Source organism: Desulfosporosinus meridiei DSM 13257 (genome assembly GCF_000231385.2).
Taxonomy (GTDB): Bacteria; Bacillota; Desulfitobacteriia; order Desulfitobacteriales; family Desulfitobacteriaceae; genus Desulfosporosinus; species Desulfosporosinus meridiei.
In genome coordinates, this window is the sequence record NC_018515.1 from 4,134,609 (window position 1) to 4,155,721 (window position 21,113).

Annotated in this window: 20 protein-coding genes; all 20 read right to left on the minus strand. The window is 43.4% G+C overall.

Annotated elements, in window-relative coordinates:
- Window positions 1-606: 606 nt before the first annotated feature.
- Window positions 607-3,261 (minus strand): pyruvate, phosphate dikinase, encoded by a 2,655-nt coding sequence (gene ppdK / locus DESMER_RS19145; protein ID WP_014904718.1) that lies wholly within the window; start codon window positions 3,259-3,261, stop codon window positions 607-609.
- A complete protein-coding gene (locus DESMER_RS19150) occupies window positions 3,254-4,075 on the minus strand; it encodes a pyruvate, water dikinase regulatory protein (protein WP_014904719.1) in 822 nt (273 codons plus the stop codon). The genes ppdK and DESMER_RS19150 overlap by 8 nt, the downstream gene beginning before the upstream one ends.
- A 61-nt stretch (window positions 4,076-4,136) precedes the next feature.
- A complete protein-coding gene (ccpN, locus tag DESMER_RS19155; RefSeq protein ID WP_014904720.1) occupies window positions 4,137-4,775 on the minus strand; it encodes a transcriptional regulator CcpN in 639 nt (212 codons plus the stop codon).
- A gap of 369 nt (window positions 4,776-5,144) precedes the next feature.
- Window positions 5,145-7,220, minus strand: a complete 2,076-nt coding sequence (gene glyS / locus DESMER_RS19160; RefSeq protein ID WP_014904721.1) for a glycine--tRNA ligase subunit beta — start codon at window positions 7,218-7,220, stop codon at window positions 5,145-5,147.
- Window position 7,221: 1 nt separating this feature from the next.
- Window positions 7,222-8,115, minus strand: coding sequence for a glycine--tRNA ligase subunit alpha (gene glyQ, locus DESMER_RS19165; protein ID WP_014904722.1), 894 nt, complete (start codon window positions 8,113-8,115; stop codon window positions 7,222-7,224).
- 583 nt (window positions 8,116-8,698) lie between these two features.
- Complete coding sequence (locus tag DESMER_RS19175; protein WP_014904724.1) at window positions 8,699-9,262, minus strand: NUDIX hydrolase; 564 nt, start codon at window positions 9,260-9,262, stop codon at window positions 8,699-8,701.
- A 202-nt stretch (window positions 9,263-9,464) separates the two neighbouring features.
- Complete coding sequence (locus tag DESMER_RS19180; protein ID WP_042334006.1) at window positions 9,465-9,899, minus strand: DUF4342 domain-containing protein; 435 nt, start codon at window positions 9,897-9,899, stop codon at window positions 9,465-9,467.
- A 1-nt stretch (window position 9,900) separates the two neighbouring features.
- On the minus strand, window positions 9,901-10,674 hold the full coding sequence (gene recO / locus DESMER_RS19185; RefSeq protein ID WP_014904726.1) for a DNA repair protein RecO: 774 nt from the start codon (window positions 10,672-10,674) through the stop codon (window positions 9,901-9,903).
- A 139-nt stretch (window positions 10,675-10,813) separates the two neighbouring features.
- Window positions 10,814-11,449 carry a deoxyribose-phosphate aldolase gene (gene deoC, locus DESMER_RS19190; RefSeq protein WP_014904727.1) on the minus strand — a complete coding sequence of 212 codons (636 nt, stop codon included), beginning with the start codon at window positions 11,447-11,449 and terminating at the stop codon, window positions 10,814-10,816.
- A gap of 2 nt (window positions 11,450-11,451) precedes the next feature.
- The gene (gene era, locus DESMER_RS19195; RefSeq protein ID WP_014904728.1) at window positions 11,452-12,363 is read right to left on the minus strand and encodes a GTPase Era; all 912 of its coding nucleotides are present in this window, start codon (window positions 12,361-12,363) and stop codon (window positions 11,452-11,454) included.
- Window positions 12,364-12,534: 171 nt separating this feature from the next.
- On the minus strand, window positions 12,535-12,990 hold the full coding sequence (cdd, locus tag DESMER_RS19200; protein WP_014904729.1) for a cytidine deaminase: 456 nt from the start codon (window positions 12,988-12,990) through the stop codon (window positions 12,535-12,537).
- Window positions 12,991-13,006: 16 nt separating this feature from the next.
- A complete protein-coding gene (locus tag DESMER_RS19205) occupies window positions 13,007-13,393 on the minus strand; it encodes a diacylglycerol kinase family protein (protein WP_014904730.1) in 387 nt (128 codons plus the stop codon).
- A 35-nt stretch (window positions 13,394-13,428) separates the two neighbouring features.
- Window positions 13,429-13,902, minus strand: coding sequence for an rRNA maturation RNase YbeY (ybeY, locus tag DESMER_RS19210; protein ID WP_014904731.1), 474 nt, complete (start codon window positions 13,900-13,902; stop codon window positions 13,429-13,431).
- A 218-nt stretch (window positions 13,903-14,120) separates the two neighbouring features.
- A complete protein-coding gene (locus DESMER_RS19215; protein WP_014904732.1) occupies window positions 14,121-16,388 on the minus strand; it encodes an HD family phosphohydrolase in 2,268 nt (755 codons plus the stop codon).
- Window positions 16,389-16,455: 67 nt separating this feature from the next.
- Complete coding sequence (gene yqfD, locus DESMER_RS19220; RefSeq protein WP_014904733.1) at window positions 16,456-17,631, minus strand: sporulation protein YqfD; 1,176 nt, start codon at window positions 17,629-17,631, stop codon at window positions 16,456-16,458.
- Complete coding sequence (locus DESMER_RS19225; RefSeq protein ID WP_014904734.1) at window positions 17,631-17,912, minus strand: YabP/YqfC family sporulation protein; 282 nt, start codon at window positions 17,910-17,912, stop codon at window positions 17,631-17,633. Before DESMER_RS19225 ends, yqfD begins: the two co-directional genes overlap by 1 nt.
- A gap of 309 nt (window positions 17,913-18,221) precedes the next feature.
- Window positions 18,222-18,674 carry a GatB/YqeY domain-containing protein gene (locus tag DESMER_RS19235; protein WP_014904735.1) on the minus strand — a complete coding sequence of 151 codons (453 nt, stop codon included), beginning with the start codon at window positions 18,672-18,674 and terminating at the stop codon, window positions 18,222-18,224.
- A gap of 12 nt (window positions 18,675-18,686) precedes the next feature.
- The gene (gene rpsU / locus DESMER_RS19240; protein WP_014904736.1) at window positions 18,687-18,863 is read right to left on the minus strand and encodes a 30S ribosomal protein S21; all 177 of its coding nucleotides are present in this window, start codon (window positions 18,861-18,863) and stop codon (window positions 18,687-18,689) included.
- A gap of 96 nt (window positions 18,864-18,959) precedes the next feature.
- Window positions 18,960-19,304, minus strand: coding sequence for a histidine triad nucleotide-binding protein (locus tag DESMER_RS19245; protein ID WP_014904737.1), 345 nt, complete (start codon window positions 19,302-19,304; stop codon window positions 18,960-18,962).
- Between the two features lie 102 nt (window positions 19,305-19,406).
- Window positions 19,407-20,732, minus strand: coding sequence for a tRNA (N(6)-L-threonylcarbamoyladenosine(37)-C(2))-methylthiotransferase MtaB (mtaB, locus tag DESMER_RS19250; protein WP_042334803.1), 1,326 nt, complete (start codon window positions 20,730-20,732; stop codon window positions 19,407-19,409).
- Window positions 20,733-21,113: the final 381 nt, after the last annotated feature.

The window sequence follows — 21,113 nt, forward strand, 5'->3', positions numbered from 1 at the left end:
AATCTCCTTTATTATTTGATTTATTCATTGATGCTAGTTCAAAATTGAAATAGAACATTAAGTGTCCTTCTTTTCTAGCGCATTTTACTCGCCTCCTTTACGAAAAAAATTAAAAGCACAGGCTAACTGCCTGTGCTTTTAAGTAATCGAGAGAAGAAGTCAATAATCAAAGAAGTCCCTTGTTTCACAACGTTATTATTTCAATTATTATCACTCATTTTTAAGAAATAAAAGGATAGAGTTGTCTCTATCCTTAAAAGAATTCATATATTTCACCGCAAGGTTTTCTTAAAAATAGTTAGACCAATCCCGATTACCCTACACACAGGTAGAGGCTTAAGTACTATTTAATTAGTTACTTTAATCGAGATGTAATTCCACACATTCTTAAGCAACCCTCCATTCGTAAAAATTAAATTTACTCTATCATACAAATTAAGCTTTTTCAATACCCTTTTTTTATCTGGAAAAATGGAACTCCACCAGGGGGCGTTCCCTAAAAACAAAGTCTGTCTCTTAATCATAAGAAACAGTACCTTGCTCCGTTTTTAAAAAAAGCACACAAAGTCTTAGTTTATAACTTCCTTCATCAATATTATTTTATTTTTACTTCGATTGGTCTTTGTTGTTAACCGCCGCCTGAGCAGCAGCTAAGCGAGCAATCGGCACCCGGAAGGGTGAACACGAAACATAATCCAATCCAACCATGTGGCAGAATTCAATGGAGTTTGGCTCCCCGCCATGCTCCCCGCAGATACCTAAGCCCAGACTAGGATTAGCACCCCGGCCCAGATTTACTCCGATACCGATGAGTTTGCCTACCCCGTCTCGATCGAGTACGACAAAGGGATCCGTTTTCATCAGTTTCTTGTCCAGATAGACGGGTAAGAACTTTCCTTGTGCGTCATCCCGGGACAGCCCCATGGTCATCTGAGTGAGATCATTCGTTCCAAAGGAGAAGAAGTCCGCAACCTTTCCGATTTCATCTGCCAAGAGAGCTGCACGAGGCACTTCAATCATAGTTCCAACATGATAGCTGATTTGGACATTTTGTTCTTGCATAACTTCAGCGGCAGTGTCATCCACTAACTTCCGCATCATAATAAACTCTTCTTTGCCCATAACAAGGGGGATCATGACTTCAGGATGAATTTCATATCCTTCTTTAACCAGCCGGGCACTGGCTTGAAAAATCGCTCGGGCTTGCATAACCGTGATTTCCGGGAAGGAAACCCCTAGGCGACAGCCACGATGACCAAGCATGGGATTTAATTCAGACAAAGCCCGAACATTGCGCAGCAAGGACTCTTTTTCCTGTAAGGTGCCCGAGTCATCCTTGCTCATTCTCAGCTTAGTAATCTCGACAACTAACTCTTCCGAATGGGGCAGGAACTCGTGAAGGGGGGGATCAAGCAAACGTATGGTGACTGGGAATCCCTGCATAGCCTTAAGAATTCCATAGAAATCCTCTTCCTGCATCGGCAAGAGCTTGGCCAGAGCCTCTTCCCGCTCTTCTAAGGATTGGGCCAAAATCATATCTTGCACAATGGGAATCCGCTCAGGATCCATAAACATATGTTCAGTCCTAGTTAACCCAATTCCCACCGCTCCATAATCTCGAGCGTTGGTAGCTTCCGTGGGACTATCGGCATTGGCCATAACTCGCAGTCTGGAAATCTCATCAGCCCAGCTTAAGAATTCTTTAAATCCTTCACTCAGCTCAGGATCCACCATGGATACTTCGCCCTTGATGACTCGTCCGGTAGCTCCATCAATAGACATAATAGTCCCTTGTGGGTAATCAACCCCATCAATAGACACTACACCTTGAGTATAATCTATTTTCAAGGCATCACAGCCGCAAACAGCCGGTTTACCCATATGACGAGACACAACCGCAGCATGACTTGTCATACCTCCGCGACTGGTTAGTATTCCCTGGGCAGCCAAAATACCGCGAATATCATCGGGAGTAGTTTCAGTCCGAACCAAGATTACCTTCTCGCCAAGATTCCCTAAGCGTTCTGCTTCCTCTGCACTCAAAACGATTCTTCCCGAAGCAGCCCCGGGTGAAGCCGGAAGTCCTTTAGCCAGTACATGCAGCTTAACTCCGGTATCCATACGACGATGCAATAAATGTTCCAATTGATCCGGCTCAATTCTCATAACAGCTTCTTCTTTAGTGATAACACCTTCATGGAACAATTCTACTGCCACACGAATAGCTGCTGAGGCAGTTCGTTTGCCATTACGGGTTTGCAGCATGTACAGTTTGCCCCGCTCGATTGTGAACTCAATATCCTGCATATCTCGATAGTGAGCTTCCAGCTTTTTGGAGAAACTCAAGAACTGCTGATAGATCTCCGGGTTTTCCTGAGCCAAGGTGGCGATAGGGTTTGGGGTTCGTATCCCGGCTACCACGTCTTCCCCTTGGGCATTCATTAAATATTCTCCATAGAGCGCACTTTCCCCCGTTGATGGGTTACGGGTAAAGGCCACTCCAGTTCCTGAATCTGAGCCCATATTTCCAAAGACCATGGATTGAACATTGACAGCTGTTCCAATCTCATGGGGGATATTGTTAATTTTACGATAGACATTGGCCCGATCATTATTCCACGAACGGAAAACGGCTAAGACAGCTTGCTGCAGCTGATTTCTTGGCTCCATCGGAAAGGGGCTGCCGGTTTTACGTTCAATCTTTTTCTTATATTCACTGACCATCCATTTGAGACTCTCCGTGGACAGTTCAGAGTCATAACGAACTCCTTGTTTCTCTTTAGCAGTCTCTAAGATCTGTTCAAAATTATAATGCTCTACTTCTAAAACAACGTCGCCAAACATTTGAATAAAACGGCGATAACAATCCCAGGCGAAACGCTCATTTTGCGTATTAGCAGCTAAAGCTTCTACTGTGTCATCATTAAGTCCTAAATTAAGAACGGTATCCATCATCCCAGGCATGGAAAACTTCGCCCCAGACCTGACAGAAACCAGCAGAGGATTTTTCTTATCTCCAAAAACTTTACCGGAAGCCGCTTCAACTTCTGCTAAAGCCGGCCAAACTTGTTCCCAGATCCCCTCGGGAAACTTCTCACCGTTGCTGTAATACTCGTTGCAGGCCTCTGTTGTAATCGTGAATCCCGGAGGTACCGGCAAGCCAATTTGAGTCATCTCCGCTAAATTAGCTCCTTTTCCGCCCAACAAATCGCGCATAGAAGCCTTACCTTCTTGAAATAAATAAACATACTTCTTATTCATTTCGATCCCCCTTAAATAATATCTCTAATATAATGCTGGCTGTCTCCTCTACCGCTTTTCCGGTAGCATCGATAATCGGACAGCCGATACGTCTCATAATACCTCGGGCATACTCTAACTCTTGCATAATCCGGTCCAGGTTGGCATAATCCGCGGAAGCGCCTAAGCCCAGTGTTTTTAAACGCTCTGTTCGGATTTGGTTAAGTAGTTCCGGTCTCAACGTAAGACCAACTATTTTTCGGGATGGAATACTAAAAAGTTCCTCCGGAGGATCAACTTCAGGAACCAAAGGAATATTCGCAGCTTTGAGTCCTTTATGAGCTAAGTACATACTGAGGGGTGTCTTGGAAGTACGAGAAACACCGATTAGAACTACATCCGCAAATAAAACCCCACGAGGATCTTTGCCGTCATCGTATTTAACTGCAAATTCGATAGCTTCTACTTTTCTAAAATACTGTTCGTCAAGTCGATGGATTATGTTCGGTGTATGGGTTGGATCCATACCGGTTTGACTGGCCAAGGCCCCAATCAGCGGCCCAAGAATATCAACAGTTTTAAGTCCCTTTTCTAAAGCCTTATTCTCTAAATATTCACGAAGGTCTTTAAGTACCAAGGTGTAAACCAAAATAGCTTGCTCAGCCGCGGCCTCTTCCATAATATCTTCTAAATGAGCTTGATCCCTTACATAAGGAACCCTGCGAATTCGAGTCTTAACACCAATAAACTGTGCCGCAGCAGCCCGACTTACAAACTCAGCCGTCTCTCCCAGGGCATCTGAAATAACATAAATAACAGCCGATTGGGTCGTCAAAAATAACACCTCCGAATTATCCAAGTCACTATAACTCTTATCATAAGACCACTAGTCTGGCTTATCTAGTTTCTGCAATTTCTACAAAAAGTTTCGTGACATTAGTTTTTGTAAACCGACCTACAACCTCATAACACTCATTTCCATTCTCATCCACATACCCTTCAACCACCGGCAAACTATCCACCTGATGCTGAACCAGTTTCTTAGCAGCACTCAAGACGGGCTCATCAAGGGTTGTCATGTAGATGTTCGGCATCCGGGTCATAATAACGCCGACGGGAACTTGTTGAAGATCCATTTTTCCCAGGGATGCTTTCATGATATCTTTTCGAGAGACCATTCCCAGCAGGACTCTGTCTGGGCCGACAACCATCAGACTGCCAACATTCTGGGTAAACATCACAACTGTTGCATCATAGATACTGGCGTTTTCCAATACTGTGACCGGCATAGACTTAAATGAGCAGACTCGTAGCTGAAGCATACGCTCCATGATAGGAGAGGGGCCGAGATCTTCACGATAAGAATATCCGACACGCGGCCGTGCCACTAAGACTCCGGACATTGTCAAGACGGTTAAATCAGGGCGGAGCGTAGCTCGCGTCAAATTAAGCATTGACGCAATCTTTTCACCCGTGATGGAACCTGAAGCTTTCACGATCTCCACTATTCGTTGTTGCCGTTCCGTCCATTCCAACCAATTTCACCTCTTATGTATTGCTCTGTCTCAATGTGACATACTATTAAGTTCAATTCGCTCAATTATACCATATAATATTATTCGTTGGGTAGATATTGTTCCATATATGATGAACTTTTTAGAAATAAATTTTAGATCTTTCTAAGAATATGATGTTTACGTTGAGGTAAAAGTTGGGGACAGTTTATAAAATAGGATCACCTAGATTTATCAAAAAACCTTTAGTAATTCCGAAGATTCTCATTGAGTCACCTCGGTAGTAACATGCATCTTAAAAACTAAATTAACAAAAATAGAGGGTCATATAACAACTATTGTTACAGACCCTCTATAGACCCTACCGTTCAATTGTATCTTCTAATTAATTTAAGCCAAAAGGCTTAGCTCACCCAAGCAGCCCAGCATTTCCACACATTGCCCAAGCAAGGCTAAACGTGCCTTCTTCAAATCTTCATCTTCTACCATAATCATGACTGCTTGGAAAAGGGCTTCGATCTGAGGGACAAGTTCCCAGGCCAGATCATAGGCTTCCTCATAGTTGCCTAACTCGATCATCTCATCAAAACCCTGTCTGCGCGAAGATATCCCTTTGGCCAAGGCTATTTCAGTGGCATCTACCAAAGAAGCTTCTTTCAGCTCTGCCAGAGCTTCTTTCTTGCTTAAGTTATAGCAGCGGGTATAGGTTTGAGCGTAAAGAACAAATGCTTCTTCCGTTCGTTTTTTCGAAAGCACTCGAGCTCTTTTTACCGAACGATTAATATTCTCACTGCCTAACGCCAAAACAGCATCCACTGTATCATAGCGAAGGCCTTGCTCTTGAAGCACAAACCGAACCCTCTGCTGGAAGAAATCAAGCAGCAAAGGTAAGATGTCGCCCAGGGGCAATGCTGCCGTCCCCTGCTCTTCAAATAGACTGTAGGATTTCCGAATGAGCTCAGGCAAAGAGAGATCCCAGCCGGAATCTAAAATAACTGCAACAATTCCTTGGGCTTGTCTTCGGAGAGCGTAAGGATCTTGAGACCCGGTAGGTTGAATTCCGATACTGAAAGCTCCAACAATGGCATCAAGTTTATCCGCTATGCTGACCACCCGTCCACAATCTGAAACAGGTGTCGCATCCCCTGCAAAGCGAGGTTGATAGTGCTCCAGTATTCCCCGGCAAACCTCAGGCTTCTCTCCGCTGGCTTGAGCATAATCCGCCCCCATAATCCCTTGCAGCTCCGGGAAATCACTAACCATCAGGGTTACCAGATCTGCCTTGGCTAAATATGCAGTTCGATCAACCTCTGCTTGCTTGCTCTCTCCAAAACTTAGACCTTCCGCCATAAATCCGGATAATCCTCTTAAACGCTCAACCCTTTGCTCAACAGTTCCCAACTTCTCGTGATAGACAATTTTCCCGAGCTTCGGCACTAAGTCAGACAAGGCAACTTTTTGATCTTCCCGATAATAGAAGGCAGCATCTTCTAAGCGAGCCTTCAGAACTTTTTCATTCCCAGCTTTAACTGTGTCTAGAGCGAAATCACTTCCGTTGCGTACAGTGATGAAATAAGGCAAAAGTTTTCCCTCTTCAGTCCGCACAGGGAAATAACGTTGATGCTCCCGCATAGGAGTTGTAATAACCGCTTCCGGCAAATGCATATATTGAGGAGCCACTTCACCCAATAACGCCGTTGGATATTCAACCAGATGAATAACCTCACTCAAGAGTTCTTCATCTTCAGGAACCTTACCTCCGACTTTTTCAGCCAGTTCTTTCAATTGCGCTAAAATCAAAGCCTTACGTTCCTCGGGATCGATAACCACATAGGCTTGACGCAAAACCTCACGATAATCTGAAGGTTGACTAATCTGTACCTCTTCCGTTGCTAAAGTACGATGTCCTCGGGTAACACGCCCTGAGTTGAGACCCACAAACTCAAAGGGAACGATATCGGCACCGTAAAGTGCGACAATCCACCGAATCGGTCTAGCAAAGCGAAAATCAAGATCCCCCCAACGCATTGGCTTTGGAAAATGTAATGAGTTAATCAGGTCAAGGGCCAACTGAGAGAGGAGAGATTTCGTTTCCAGACCAACTTCAGCTTTTCGAGCATATACATAAGGTACCCCATTAACTTCCTGAACAAAAAGGTTTTCGATGGACACACCCTGCCCTCTGGCAAACCCTTGAGCTGCTTTGGTGGGAGCTCCGCCGGCATCATAAGCGGCTTTCACCGCCGGCCCTTTAACTTCCATAGATAAATCCTCTTGGGTATCCGCAAGTTCTAAGACAATTAGCGTCAGACGTCGCGGAGTCGCAAACACTTGGATTTCTTTATAGTTTAAACGGAGTTCCAGAAGACGCTTGCGGGCTTGCTCTTCCAACTGAGTCATTGCCCCCGGTGAGAATTTTGCCGGAATTTCTTCCGTCCCAATTTCAAGTAAAAAATCCTTTGCCATCTTATTTCACCTCTTTCACGGAGTTATTGTTCTTTAATAAAGGGAAACCTAACTTCTCTCTCTGCTCAACATAGGCCTGAGCACAAAGACGTGCTAAGGCCCTTACTCTGGCAATATAGCTGGTACGTTCTGTAACACTAATTGCCCCGCGAGCGTCCAAGAGGTTAAAGGTATGAGAGCATTTTAAAACATAATCATAGGCCGGAAGTACTAAACCCTTCTCTACTACCCGTTTTGCCTCGCGTTCATACATATCAAACCAAGTCTGTAAGGCTTCGATATCCGCTACCTCAAAGTTATAGTGAGAGTAATCAATTTCATTTTGCAGATAAATATCACCATAAGTGACATCCCCCACCCATTCAATGTCATAAACATTATCCTTGTTTTGAATATAGGTTGTTAAGCGCTCTAGTCCATAGGTAATCTCAGCACAAACCGGTTTACAGTCGATCCCTCCGCACTGTTGGAAATAGGTAAACTGAGTCACTTCCATTCCATCAAGCCAGACTTCCCAGCCTAATCCCCAGGCACCCAAGGTTGGCGATTCCCAATTATCTTCAACAAAACGGATATCATGCTCAAGGGGATTGATCCCTAATCTTTCTAAGCTCTGCAAATATAGCTCCTGGACATTGTCCGGAGAAGGCTTAAGAATAACTTGATATTGAAAATAATGCTGCAGCCGGTTAGGATTTTCTCCATATCGTCCATCTGTAGGTCTCCGAGACGGCTCAACATAGGCAACATTCCAGGGCTCAGGCCCCAAGGCTCTTAAAAAGGTTGCCGGGTTCATAGTTCCAGCCCCTTTTTCTACATCATAGGGCTGGGCAATAATACACCCTTGCTCACCCCAAAACTGATTAAGGGTCAGAATAATGTCTTGGAATTTCATAATAAGCCTCCTATTTAGAATTTATTTAGTTAAAGATGGTTTAAACTCATATTTCCCCGTTCCCAGCCCCGACTGACCAGAAACTAAGGGGGCCAATTGCTTAGTGAACACTTTTGTGGGAGTTCACGATAAAGCGAGTGCCGATGCTGAGGCATTATTCCGCCCAGGTTCACATTCTGCACTACCCAGAGGTTGGCGGAATAGCCTCAGCATCCAACGAGCTAGTGAACGGAACGTGTGTGAACGGGCAATGGCCCCTTACTTTCCCAGACCCCAAATTAAAAAAACCCTCACCCCCGTAGCAATTTTACAAGCTACAGGGACGAGAGTTATTCCCGCGGTTCCACCCTGTTTGACCCCTCGGGGCCCCCTTCGTTTCATGTGCTCAGAGCTGCCCCATTCACTTCTCACATTCGGCTTCCACCCGCCCGAACTCGCTATAAGAGAGGATTCATGAATTTCTTTCCCATCATCGCATATTTAAAAGGTTTTAATTTTTATCATTATATGCCTACTAAGAAAATGTGTCAAATGTAATCAAACTTACCCTATTAATTACTCTTTACTCTTATAATCTATAATCTTAATTTTTTAACTCATTAATTTTATTAATAAACTTCGAATACAACTTATGCATATGAGGTTCATTACTATAGGCAATCAATTCTTCCAGAGGAATCCATTTCACACCACTGTTTTCATCTTCTTTAACAATTAAAGGGTCATTCTCATTCGCCTCAATCAAAAACGCTACTGATAAATGTAAATGAGGAGAAACATACTCCCCTCTTCGTATATGCCCTAAAACAGGAAGAATATCTAAAGAGAAAATTCCGGTCATCATTAAGTTAACATTAAGAACCCCAGTTTCCTCCTTTAATTCCTTAATAGCAACAGCCAATAAGTCCTTCTCCCCATCAGCATGCCCACCTGTCCATGACCAAGAATTATATATATTATGATGGACAACCAGGACTTTGTCCCTCGCCTTATTCAATACAAACGCTGAGCTGGTGAAATGAGCAATTTTATTATTTCTAGTTAAAACATCCTCAAAGACCTCTAAACAATTTAAAATGATTGATTTATCCTTTTCCTCTTGCTCATTATCGGGGATATATCTTTGAATTGATTCAATGAAATCCATCTTTTGCTCTCTTTCATTTAAGAATAATTTAATTATCAGGATCACATTATGTCTTTAGAGGTTCAAAAAAATCAGCGGGTAGTTTTTATCGAGAAAGAGAAACCAAAATATAACAGCCTAGACAATCCAAGAAAAGATAAGATAATTTCTTGGATTCGTATATTACAAATAGATCGTAAAACACGAATCCAAGAACTAAAAACTAAAACTCTCCTGCTTCTCCATCATAAGGATACTCCGCTTTTGAGGCTACTTCCAACTCAAAATGATTCAAAGCCGCACCTACAGCACCTACAAGTGTCAGCAACCTCAAGCTGGGCTTCCTCCATATCGTATAGGCCAGGGCCAATCCCAAAGGAGCGGAAAGGCTAATAATCGTATTGTCATGACGTTTGAGACTAATCGTTGAATGATTAATCCTCGAAACCGTGGACTTAAGACTGTCTAGAATACCCTTGCCACATTCTTCAAAATGCCAGTCTGGGCCCAAGCCATTGCGAACCCTCTCTAAATCATCTAAAGCCTTCAACAAATCCCCTTGAGCTAAGTTCAAGGCCGTCCGAGCCTCTTCATAGCCGATCCCCATACGTTCACGTATTACATCTATCTTGTCAAGTTCTGTCCAGGATTCGCTCATATTATTTCCCTTCCTTTCCATCAAAACTTTGCTCCAAGTTATCCTGCATCAAACTTCCCATTCTCCAAGATTTAAGAGGACGTTCAAATTTATGTTCAATATAAAGCCGTAATGTCTCTAAAATCTCTTGCTCCATCCAAACTCCCCAGCGCATCCGATCAAGCTTAGTAATATCAGCACGAATCAATTGCCGCATAAACGCCACACTACCCGCGCGAATCCAGCGCCCAGAATATCTTTCTCGACAGTTCCCACACAAGAGCCCCGCCTCTAAACTAAAAAACAAGCGATCCCCCTTCACACCAACCCCGCACTCAGCACATCCTTCTAAAAAAGGACGATAGCCCAAGACATCCATTAACCGTAAAGCATATGCACCAAGCACAAGTGAGGGTTGAAAATGTTCGAGCAGAAAAAAACAAGTTAGGGTAAGTCTAAATAGCTCAATATTAGGCTGCTCTTTAATCGTCGAAATGTCTAAAAGCTCAGCAATTCCAGTCGCAGCAAATGACCGATCCAGATCGTTCCAAAGATGAGGAAAACTCTCCTTAGGGCTGCACTGGGAAACAGTGTCTAGTGTCTTCCCTCGATGGATCAGAAAATCTCCATAGGTGAATAGCTGAGCCCCTGCTCGTTGACGACTCTTAGGTTTCCGCACTCCTTTGGCAACCGCCTGAAGTTTCCCCAACTCACGGGAAAAAAGAGTGAGTACACGATCCGACTCACCAAATTGTCTACTGCGGACCACCAACGCGTCCGCATGATAAACGGCCACGCCCACTCACCCTTTCTATTCTTTGTTATCTTTAATTTTAGTATACATCGTTTCCTCTGCTCAGACATGAAATGTGCCTTCTCCCGAGCATTCGTCACCTCGTCCCTAGTCGTAAGACGGAGTCAATGTACACACAAGCTCATGCAAGCACTGCACTGGTGCCTAATCTATCCGCTCCCGCCTCAACAAGCTCTAAGGCAAACTCCTTAGTTCTAATACCACCTGATGCTTTTACCTTTACACCTTCTCCGACCCAAGCCTTTAAATTACGAACATCTTCAACCGTGGCCCCCCCTCCGGCAAAGCCAGTGGAAGTCTTGATAAAATCCGCTCCAACTCGTTTAACAATCTCGGCCACAGACTTTTTTTCGTCTTCAGTCAGCAAAGAAGTTTCAATAATAATTTTTATGATTAAACCACAGCTATGAGCTGCTTCAACAACTCTAGAAACATCTTTCTCAACGGCTTCCCAATTGCCCGATTTTACCCAACCGATATTAATGACAGCATCAACTTCCTTGCCGCCGTGGGCTTTAACCATTAATATTTCTTGAACTTTAACTTCAGTAAAGGTTGCACCTAAAGGAAAACCCACAACCGCAGCAACACATATTCCTGTGCCATGCAAAAGTTTTGCTGCCATTTGAACATATGAGGGATTAACACAAACAGTAGCAAATTTATGATGCTGAGCCTCATGACAAAGTGTCACAATATCCTTCTCAGATGCTGCCGGTTTTAACAATGTATGATCTGTTATAGCTGCAAGATTCATTATTATCCCTTTTCCTTTCCATAACCATAATTGCGCAAGCTATCTGCTCGATTGCGCCAATCCTTTTTAACTTTAACCCAAAGCTCTAAGAAAACAGGACTTCCTAGTAAAGCTTCAATATCCAGACGAGCTAAGCGGCCAATTTCCTTGAGCTGTTTGCCACCTGCCCCAATGATAATCCCTTTTTGAGAGTCTCGCTCCACAATTACCTGGGCACGCACTTTGACTAGGGTTTTCTTTTCTTCAACTGATTCTATAACTACCGCAATGGAATGAGGAACCTCATCCCTCGTTAATTGAAGAACCTTTTCTCGGACTAATTCCGCCATAATAAAACGCTCCGGCTGATCAGTCACTTCATCTTCCGGATAATACATGGGACCATTCGGCATTTTATCGAAAATCACCTTTAAAAGCTCATCGGTATTTTCCCCTGTTTTTGCAGAAATAGGTACAATAGCCTTGAAATCTGCCAAACCAGAAAATTCCTGAATCCTCCGCATCAATTGTTCCTTAGTCAATAAGTCAACTTTATTGAGCGCAAGTACGCAAGGAGTTTTCGTCTGCTTGAGCATCTCAATGATAAACTCTTCCCCCGGGCCAAACTCTGCAGAGAGATCTACCATATAAAGAATCGCGTCAACCTCTCGCATAGATTCTTTGGCAGCACCTACCATAAATTCACCGAGCTTATGTTTCGGTTTATGTATTCCAGGAGTATCTAAAAAGACAATTTGTCCACGTTCTTCCGTCAAGATACATTGGATTCTATTACGAGTAGTTTGAGGCTTGTCGGACATGATTAAGACCTTCTGTCCTAACAAATGATTAAGTAAAGTAGATTTACCCGCATTAGGTCTACCAATAACAGAAACAAAGCCTGAACGAAACTGATGCGATTTTGTTGAAACCAAAGGTGAAGCACTTCCCTATCTTTTTATCATTAATTTTATGCAATCAATATTACCATAACCGTAAACAATAGCGTCTATTCAACGCATTTTCTAGAATATTCTTAAAGGGTATACATTGAATGGTTAGTTTGCTCTGTGTCGTAAGACCGAGTCGATGTACACACAAGTCCCCTATAAAAACTCCGGTTCAAAGGCCTCCGGAAGCAATGCCTTCAAACTTGTCCACCGTACATGCCCTTTCCCATTTATCAAAATGACTGGACAATCCACGGCAAACTCACGGATTACTTGCCTGCATGCACCACAGGGAGATGGAAAAACATCTGTGGGTACCGCAATGGCAATTCCCTTTACTTCTCGTTCTCCTTGGGCAATAGCCTGGAAAATAGCATTGCGTTCAGCACAGACAGTTAAGCCATAGCTGGCATTCTCAACGTTACATCCGGAATAGATCTTACCGGAGGAAAATAAAACTGCTGACCCAACGGGATAATGAGAGTAAGGCACATAGGCATTTTCATAGGCAGCTTTAGCCTTAGAAACCAGCTCATTGATACTATCAGAATCAAGCAGTCCCTTAAATTCATTTACCATTTTTTCAAACAGTTGAGATTGGCTCTGATTCAAAAAATCACCCTCAATCCTAGAACATTTTACTCGCCAAACGTAGTAGTGGAGGAAGAAAAACGACAAAACCAATTACAACTGCCTGAATAGCAGTTACCAACACAGCGCCTGCGGCGATATCTTTTGCCATCCCCGCTAAGGGGTGAAAATTTGGCTGAACCATGTCTACTACAGTTTCAATGGCGGAATTCATTACTTCCGCGCCAATCACGCTGCCGATGGCCAAAATAAGGATCAGCCATTCAAGCCGTGTAACCTCACTCCACCAAGCGAGGAGCAAAACAGCACTACCTGCAAAGAGATGAAACTGGACGTGTTTTTGAGTCTTTACAGTATACATCATTCCTCGCCAAGCCTGATTTAGACTACGCAAAAAGCCTGGTTTCCTATAAATCCTCCCCATCTGCTCCCTCCCTTAGATTATTGGCACAAAAGTTTTTATACTCTCTCTAACTTCAATTCAGCCATTATCTCTTCTTCTTTACTACGCATTTCTTGTTTATCATTCTCTTCTTCATGATCATAACCTAATAAATGGAGTAATCCATGAACTGCAAGATAGACAATTTCCCGTTCAAAGGAATGTCCATATTCCTGAGCTTGAGCCCTTGCTCGCTCAACAGAGATTACTATATCCCCAAGCATTTGATCCTCTTCCTCAATTTCAGGTTCATCTTCCACCTCTTCCTGCAAGGCAAAAGAAAGAACATCTGTTGGTCTGTCTACTCCTCGATATTCTAGATTTAAAGCATGTATTCGTTGATTATCAACTAGCAATAAACTTACTTCCGCTTCTTCTGGGCCATTTGATAGTTGAAGAGCCTCATTTATTGCTTGGTTTAATAAATTTGCCAGAGGGTCACGATCTGCCGGTAAAACAGATTCTTCTTCCCAAGAGATGTCAATGATCATATATTTCGAGTAAACCTTATCTTAAATCTAACCAGAGTAGATCGATTGGTTTACCCTCCCCCCCTTCAAATTAAAACAATTAATCAGCAGTATCTTGATCCTAATCTCTTCACTTGGCTAACCCATTTTTGGTTAGTATCCATGTTCTTTTCTAGTAGAGTGGCAGTAGCGAATTCTACTCGCTAAAGATTAAATACCCAAAAATCTTTTTTATTAGATCATCCGTCTTGTGAAACCTTTATCTCAGCATCCTCCTGAGGATTATCCCGCTGCTTTTCCTTGAGAGGATTTTTGTCACTCAGAGCCCCTTGATCCTCAAGTTTTTTATGCATTGAGTTACTATTGTTATCCTTTATGTTCGGCATCTCCGGATATTCTACCCGAGAATGGAAAATACCACTCAAGACACGAACAAAGGCCATAGCAATCCGGTCTAAATCTTGAAACGTTAAATCACACTGATCTAATTGCCCGTCGTTCAGCTTGTCCTTAATAATTTTTCGTACAAACCCTTCGACTCGCCCCGGGGTTGGTTGCTTCATAGACCTTACAGCAGCCTCTACATTATCTGCTAAAGCAACCAGTGCAGCCTCTTTAGTCTGGGGTTTCGGCCCCTCATAATGGAAAGATTCTTCCGGTACATTTTCATATTCCTCAAGTGCTTTATGATAAAAGAAACTCACTAGACTATCTCCATGATGTTGAGCGATAATGTCCTGAATCTGCTGTGGAAGTTTATTATCCTTAGCCAGTTCTAATCCGTCTTTAACGTGGGAGGTAATAATCAAGGAGCTTAGAGTGGGAGCAATCTTATCATGAGGATTATCCTGGGTAAATTGGTTTTCGATAAAGAAATACGGACGCTTTAACTTTCCAATATCATGGTACAAAGCTGCAACCCTAACCAAGGTGGCATCCGCTTGAACTGCTTCTGCCGCAGCTTCAGCGAGATTACCAACTAAAATACTATGATGATAGGTGCCGGGGGCCTCCATCAATAGGCGTTTTAATAATGGTCGATTAGGATCAGATAATTCCAGCAGTCTTACAGAAGAGGTAATGTGAAATCCTGATTCAAACCAATGCAATGCCCCAACTGTTAGAAATGACGATGCTAATCCATTAACAATACCTAATATCACACCTACTCCCCAAACTGCTAAGCGCATATCCGAGGTCAAGGCGATCCCACTGATAACAAAAACATTTACAGCCGATACGAATATCCCTGCACGAGCTAAATCAGACCGTTGACTTAAACGAGACACACTGTAAACTCCTACAATCCCGCCAAAAAGAGCCACCACGCCTGAATGAAGCCCGAAGGAAGTCGATAGAACAGGATCGACTAAAACCGCGACAAAAACTGCTAAAACCAAGGAAACCATAATAGCTATATCCACACCAACCAAAATTGCAACTGTCATAGTTGCCCAGGCTATGGGAATCAGCATACCTGACAAGGAATTAAAGTCGGCCCCCAGATTTAAAGCAATCACTGCACGTCCAATAGCCACAACTAAGCACATAATAAGACCAATCAGAACCAAGCGATTTGTCATAACATAGATATCCCTTTTATACTGAAACAGATAGGCTAAAATAGAACCCATGCCAATCAGCACGATCAGCGCAATTCCAACCACAGATTTCCAGGCATTCTGGTTATTTATCAAACCATAATCAACTAAAACTTGATAAGTCGTCTCATCTACAATTTCACCGATACCCACGATTTTTTGCAGAGCCTTATAATGCAAGACCTCCTGCTTTATTAAGGCGCGTGCTGCTGCTCGCAAGGCTTCCGTAGTAGGCTCATCTACGATCAAGGTAGGTTGAGTCACTTCTTGATCGATAAACACCTTAAATAATTCTTTGGCATTCTCATCTAGCTGGGACTGCTCAAAATCTTTTTTGAGGTTCTCACGAAACACCGCCATTTGCTCACTGGTTCTTGCCCCGGAATCTAAATTGCGCGCTCTGGTCAAGATAATATCTCTGCCGGTCTTTTCAATTTCGTTAAGATCACTGGAATCTTTTTCCACTAAAAATATCAAAGCACTCTCTGAGAGACTTGCAAAAAGCTCCCTTTTTCTTAGTTCATCTGTTTTATCGGACTTTGTTGAGGCGTCTCGCAAAGAGGTGAAGGCAATCCCCATCTCCTTAGTTAATAGATTCAGATACTCCTCATCCGGCTTATATACCGGCTGGACTGCCTTTGAAGCAGCCTCTTTATCCCGATTATACTTTACCTGATCTACAATTTCCCTAGTCCACGGTGCCGTAATAAGCTGAGGACTTGGTTCTCCTACCTCCAAGTGTAATGTGGATACAAAAATATTCGATGATAATAAAACCGTAAGTAACAGAAAATACATCACCCCAACAATGGCCCTAAGCCAAGTGGTGTGATGTTTAAGCCAATCAAGACGGCTAGATAGCTCATCCCAGATCGTTTTGAACATTTTGATCTTCAATATCATCATCCTTACTTCCCAGTGCCGTTCCTAAGGTTCTTTTAGATCCCTAGGACTGAAACATATTAGCACACTCTTATGGATTGGCATATACAGCCAAATCCTCGTAGGTTTCCACCTCTACTCTTACTCGTTCTGAACCGGAATTATCCGAAAGAACCTTAACCGTTTCTAAGACAATTGGTACGCCCTGTGTTAGTTTCTTCTGAACTTCAGCCCGAGCTATTTGTTCAGCTAATTGGCGCGCTTCGGAAACAGTACGTTCTATATGCACATTATGAAGTTCTATATGATCTACTCTTATACCTTCGACAGGAAAGCGCCAATTCCTCCAGAGTTTTATAGATTGGGTAATCACTTCTTCTCGAGATTGCTCAAAGGGAGAACTTTGTGCTGTTAGCATTATAACGCGGGAGCCAATTTTTATACCCCTTCCCTTGGCTACTCTCCCACTTTCCTCAACCTTATCCTCCACTAAAGGGATTTGTCCTTCAGCGCTATACCACACTCGCGCTCGAACAAATCCTCTGGCCACAGAAACCGGAGCATTTTTAGCACTGCTCATATTATTCACTTGTGGACTTTTAATTAATACTTGCCCAGCCCGAACAGTTTCTCCTTCATGAATCAGGGGAGTTCCGTCAATCACCATAATTTCCTTTACAATCCCTGCCCGACTTGCGACCAGGTTTCCGACTTCATCCGGAATAGACGGACGAGTTTTCTCAGAAACTCTGATTTGAATGCTTGTTCCCTGACGTTCTATCCCAATCCAAGCTGCATCCGGAAGTTGCTCCTGAAGTGATTTAGCTATTCCGTTTAAGTCTAAATCTTTAGAGTACACCCATGTTCTAAGTCCGAGCTTCTCTGCACGTTCTATTACGTCAGCAGCAACGAGATTCTTATTTCCTGTCACAGAAATAGAGAGTACCAGCTGAGACAAAATCGTAAGTACCGAGGCAATTATAACGATTCCGATTAGCAACCCTTTTCTTCGCCACCAACGTGCAGCAACAAAAGGCCAGCCATATTTAGCCACAATATGAACTCTAGTATGGGTACGACGGGCAGGTCTGCGCAATCGCCTGAAATCGGCAAGCTTAATTTGAGCACGCATACCCCGTTCAGATTTTTGCGTATGATAGAGTATGATGCCCTCTTTCGACACCTGATTAACGAAGTGTGCTAAATGCTCTCCCCTTGCCAGGAATAGAATTCGCCCGTACCAAAACGTTCGCAGCCATTCAAACATTACTTCGTCTCCCCTCCATCAAACCAAAAGGAAGACAGTTCCCCTTCAATTTGCAGTTCTGTTGCTAAAATGACCTTAAGCATTAACCCCTTCCCTCTAAAAAAGATATCCCCTTCCGCAGTTTCCAAGCGAATCTCTTCTTCTGAAAAATTTAGGATACTAATATAGTTCTCCACCATTATTTGTCTTTTTCCGGTTATGGTAATTTTAGGACCTTCGCCCACTACATCCGGTGGAAAATCCAAAACTTCTCCAACACTGGTTTGTATTTTCTTGAACAAAAAAAACCCTCCCCTCACGAATATTTATGAAGGGAAAAGCAATAATAGTCCAAGCCTTAAAATTTTCTCTCAAAAACATGCCACAAGTTGGAAGGGGTGCAGGGGACGTTTTGTTTGCCATCTCAACTGATTACTACTGGAGGTATCAAATCAAGGCATCAGCAGAGGATGAAAATAGAGTCGCTTGGGTCAGGGCGGCACCAGCAGAGAACCTTCTTAAACACCTATTAAGCCTTTTCATAATTACCTTGTAAAATTGTAAAGGCTCAGTTACTTGTGTAACTGAGCCTTCTGCTGAAACTAAACTTACTATGCCCCGAGAACTTCTCGTACAATTTGATTGACAAGTTTGCCATCTGCACGGCCTTTTGTCTTAGGGGTTACTGCCCCCATGACTTTCCCGAGGTCTTTAAGGCTTTGCGCCCCTAATGTGGTAACGGTCTCATTAACGAGTTGGCGAATATCCCCTTCAGAAAGCTGTTGAGGAAGGTAATCCATAAGAACGGCTATTTCCTCTCCCAAAGCTTTAACCTGATCAGGGCGATCCGCTTGCCCGAAAACCTCAAGCGCATCCCGACGCAGCTTCATTTCGCGAGCTAATACTTCGATGACTTGCTCATCGTTAAATTCAATCTTCTTGTCGATCTCAGCATTTTTAATGGCAGCCCTAGCCATTCGAATGACGGAAAGTCTTACCTTCCCCTCCTCTTTGGCCCTCATGGCAACCTTCATATCCTCAACCAAGCGATCTTTCAGGGTCAATTGAGACACTCCTTACTTGAACTTGCGTTTACGCGCAGCTTCAGACTTTTTCTTTCTCTTCACACTCGGTTTTTCATACGCCTCGTGCTTACGAGCTTCTGCGCTAACACCTGCCTTTTGACAAGAACGCTTGAACCGGCGGAGTGCGGCATCAAGGGATTCATTTTTACCAACTTTGACTTCACTCATTGTCTATCCCTCCCTCCACTGGATCATCACAAATATACCTTTTTATTATACTGGATGAAGTAGGTTGCGTCAAGCGCACTTTAAATGTCAGATTGGTCAGCCGATATTTGCATTTAAGGCCTTTCCTCCGAGTAAATGAAAATGCAGATGCCCAATGACTTGGCCTCCATCTGTTCCGGTATTTGTGACTACCCTGTAACCTGATTCTGCCACACCAAATTCCTCGGCAAGCCGACGAATAATACTGAAAAGATGACCAATTAATCCTTTATTATCAGATGTTACATCATTAAGACTTCGCAGGTGGATTTTAGGAATAATAACCAGATGTACAGGAGCTAACGGCTGAATATCTTTGAATGCAATAATTTGATCGTCTTCGTAAGCAATTTCGCTGGGAATCTTTCCAAGGGCTATTTGACAAAAGATACAATCCGACATTAGTGTTCTTAACCTCCTATATCTTATTCACAAAATTATTTATTGACAACTTCAAAGGAACTTTTCTGAAAGGATGAGCCTACAAAATTATGGCACTTATCCTTAAGCAAGGGAGATATGGTGCTCTTCCAAAACAACCGTAACAAACTCTCCGGTTGCCCACTGTCGGGCATCTTTATTCGCAGGAATTTCTACCTGAATATAGTGAGGAGTATGTCCTATAGCACTGCCTTTTAGATCAACTTTTTCAACTAGCACTTCTACCGATTTTCCAATAAACTGCCGGCAAAACCTCACCTGACTTGCACGAGCAACATCTAATAACTCCTTAACTCGTTGATCCTTCAGCTTTTTTAAAACTTGATCAGGATAATCCGCTGCCGGAGTCCCTTTCCGCTTAGAATAGGGAAATACATGAATTCCAGAAAAATCACAGGACTTGGCAAACTCAATAGTAGAAGCATGGTCTTCATCAGTTTCCCCAGGAAAGCCGACAATAATGTCCGTCGTCACAGCCAGATCCGGAATCCGTTGACGAAGTTTTTCCAGCAAACCTTTGTAGGCCTTTAAATCATAAGGACGATTCATTCTGCTTAAAATCCTATCGCTCCCACTTTGTAAGGGGATATGTACGTGAGGACAGACCTTGTCAGACAAAGCAATTTTCTCAATCAACTCATCAGTATATTCCATGGGCTCAATCGAACTCAAACGTAAGCGACGAAGTCCCGGGATTTTTTCTAACTCACCAACCAGGCGGGCCAAGTTCCAATCCGCTTTCAAGTCCTGACCATAATACCCGGTGTGAATACCCGTCAATACGACTTCCGGATACCCTTCCTCTACCAAACGCCGAGCCTCTGCAATAGCGTTCTCAGGAAGCCGGCTGCGCAAAGGCCCCCGGGCATAAGGAATAATACAATAGGTACAAAATTGATTACACCCTTCCTGAATCTTTAACATAGCCCTAGTCCGATGTTCTTCACTAAGTTGAGGCAGTTCCTCAAATTCTTCAGCGTCCCAAATCCCACGGACAGCATTCTGGGGTGCCTTCTCTGCCTTCACTCGGTCTATCCACTCCAAGATCTTCGCTCGATCCTGGGTTCCAATCACCAGATCCACGCCATCAATACCCAGAATTTCCCCTGGTGCAGTTTGAGCATAACAGCCCATTACCACCACAACACTCTCCGGGTGAGCCTTAATCATTCGGCGAATAACCTGACGAGATTTGCTGTCACCGGTATTCGTCACGGTACAGGTATTAACCACAACAACATCCGCTTCTTCAGAGGAACTAACCACCTGATACTTTGCCTCGCGAAAAAGCTGAGCCATGGCTTCGCTCTCAGTTTGGTTCACTTTACAGCCCAGAGTTACAAAACAGACAGCCCCACCTGGCAGAGGGGACGTTTTGTTTGCCAGCATACCATGAGTTTTATCTAAGGCTTCTTTTGTAATTGCAATTGTTCCTGATACCTTTTCAGTTAATTGCCTCAGCGACTTCTTTTCCATATGTACCCCATTTGACCTTCTTCCTGATCGTTGTCATTATCAGTGCCTTTCTTGAAAAGAAGGCGTACATGAATATGCCTTCTCCAAGCATTCGTACCCCTCGGCCCCAGAACCAAGACGCAGTGTGATACATCAGCGACGTCTTTTACGTAAGCAGAATAGCAAACTTCCGCTTAAGCGACCCCAGATAAAGGTCAGAGCATAAGACATGCGCTACCGGCGCCTGCAAGCCGAGCATCGTCCCAACATACTAACCTGCTAACTTGCATTGAAGGCGCACATGAAATGTGCCTT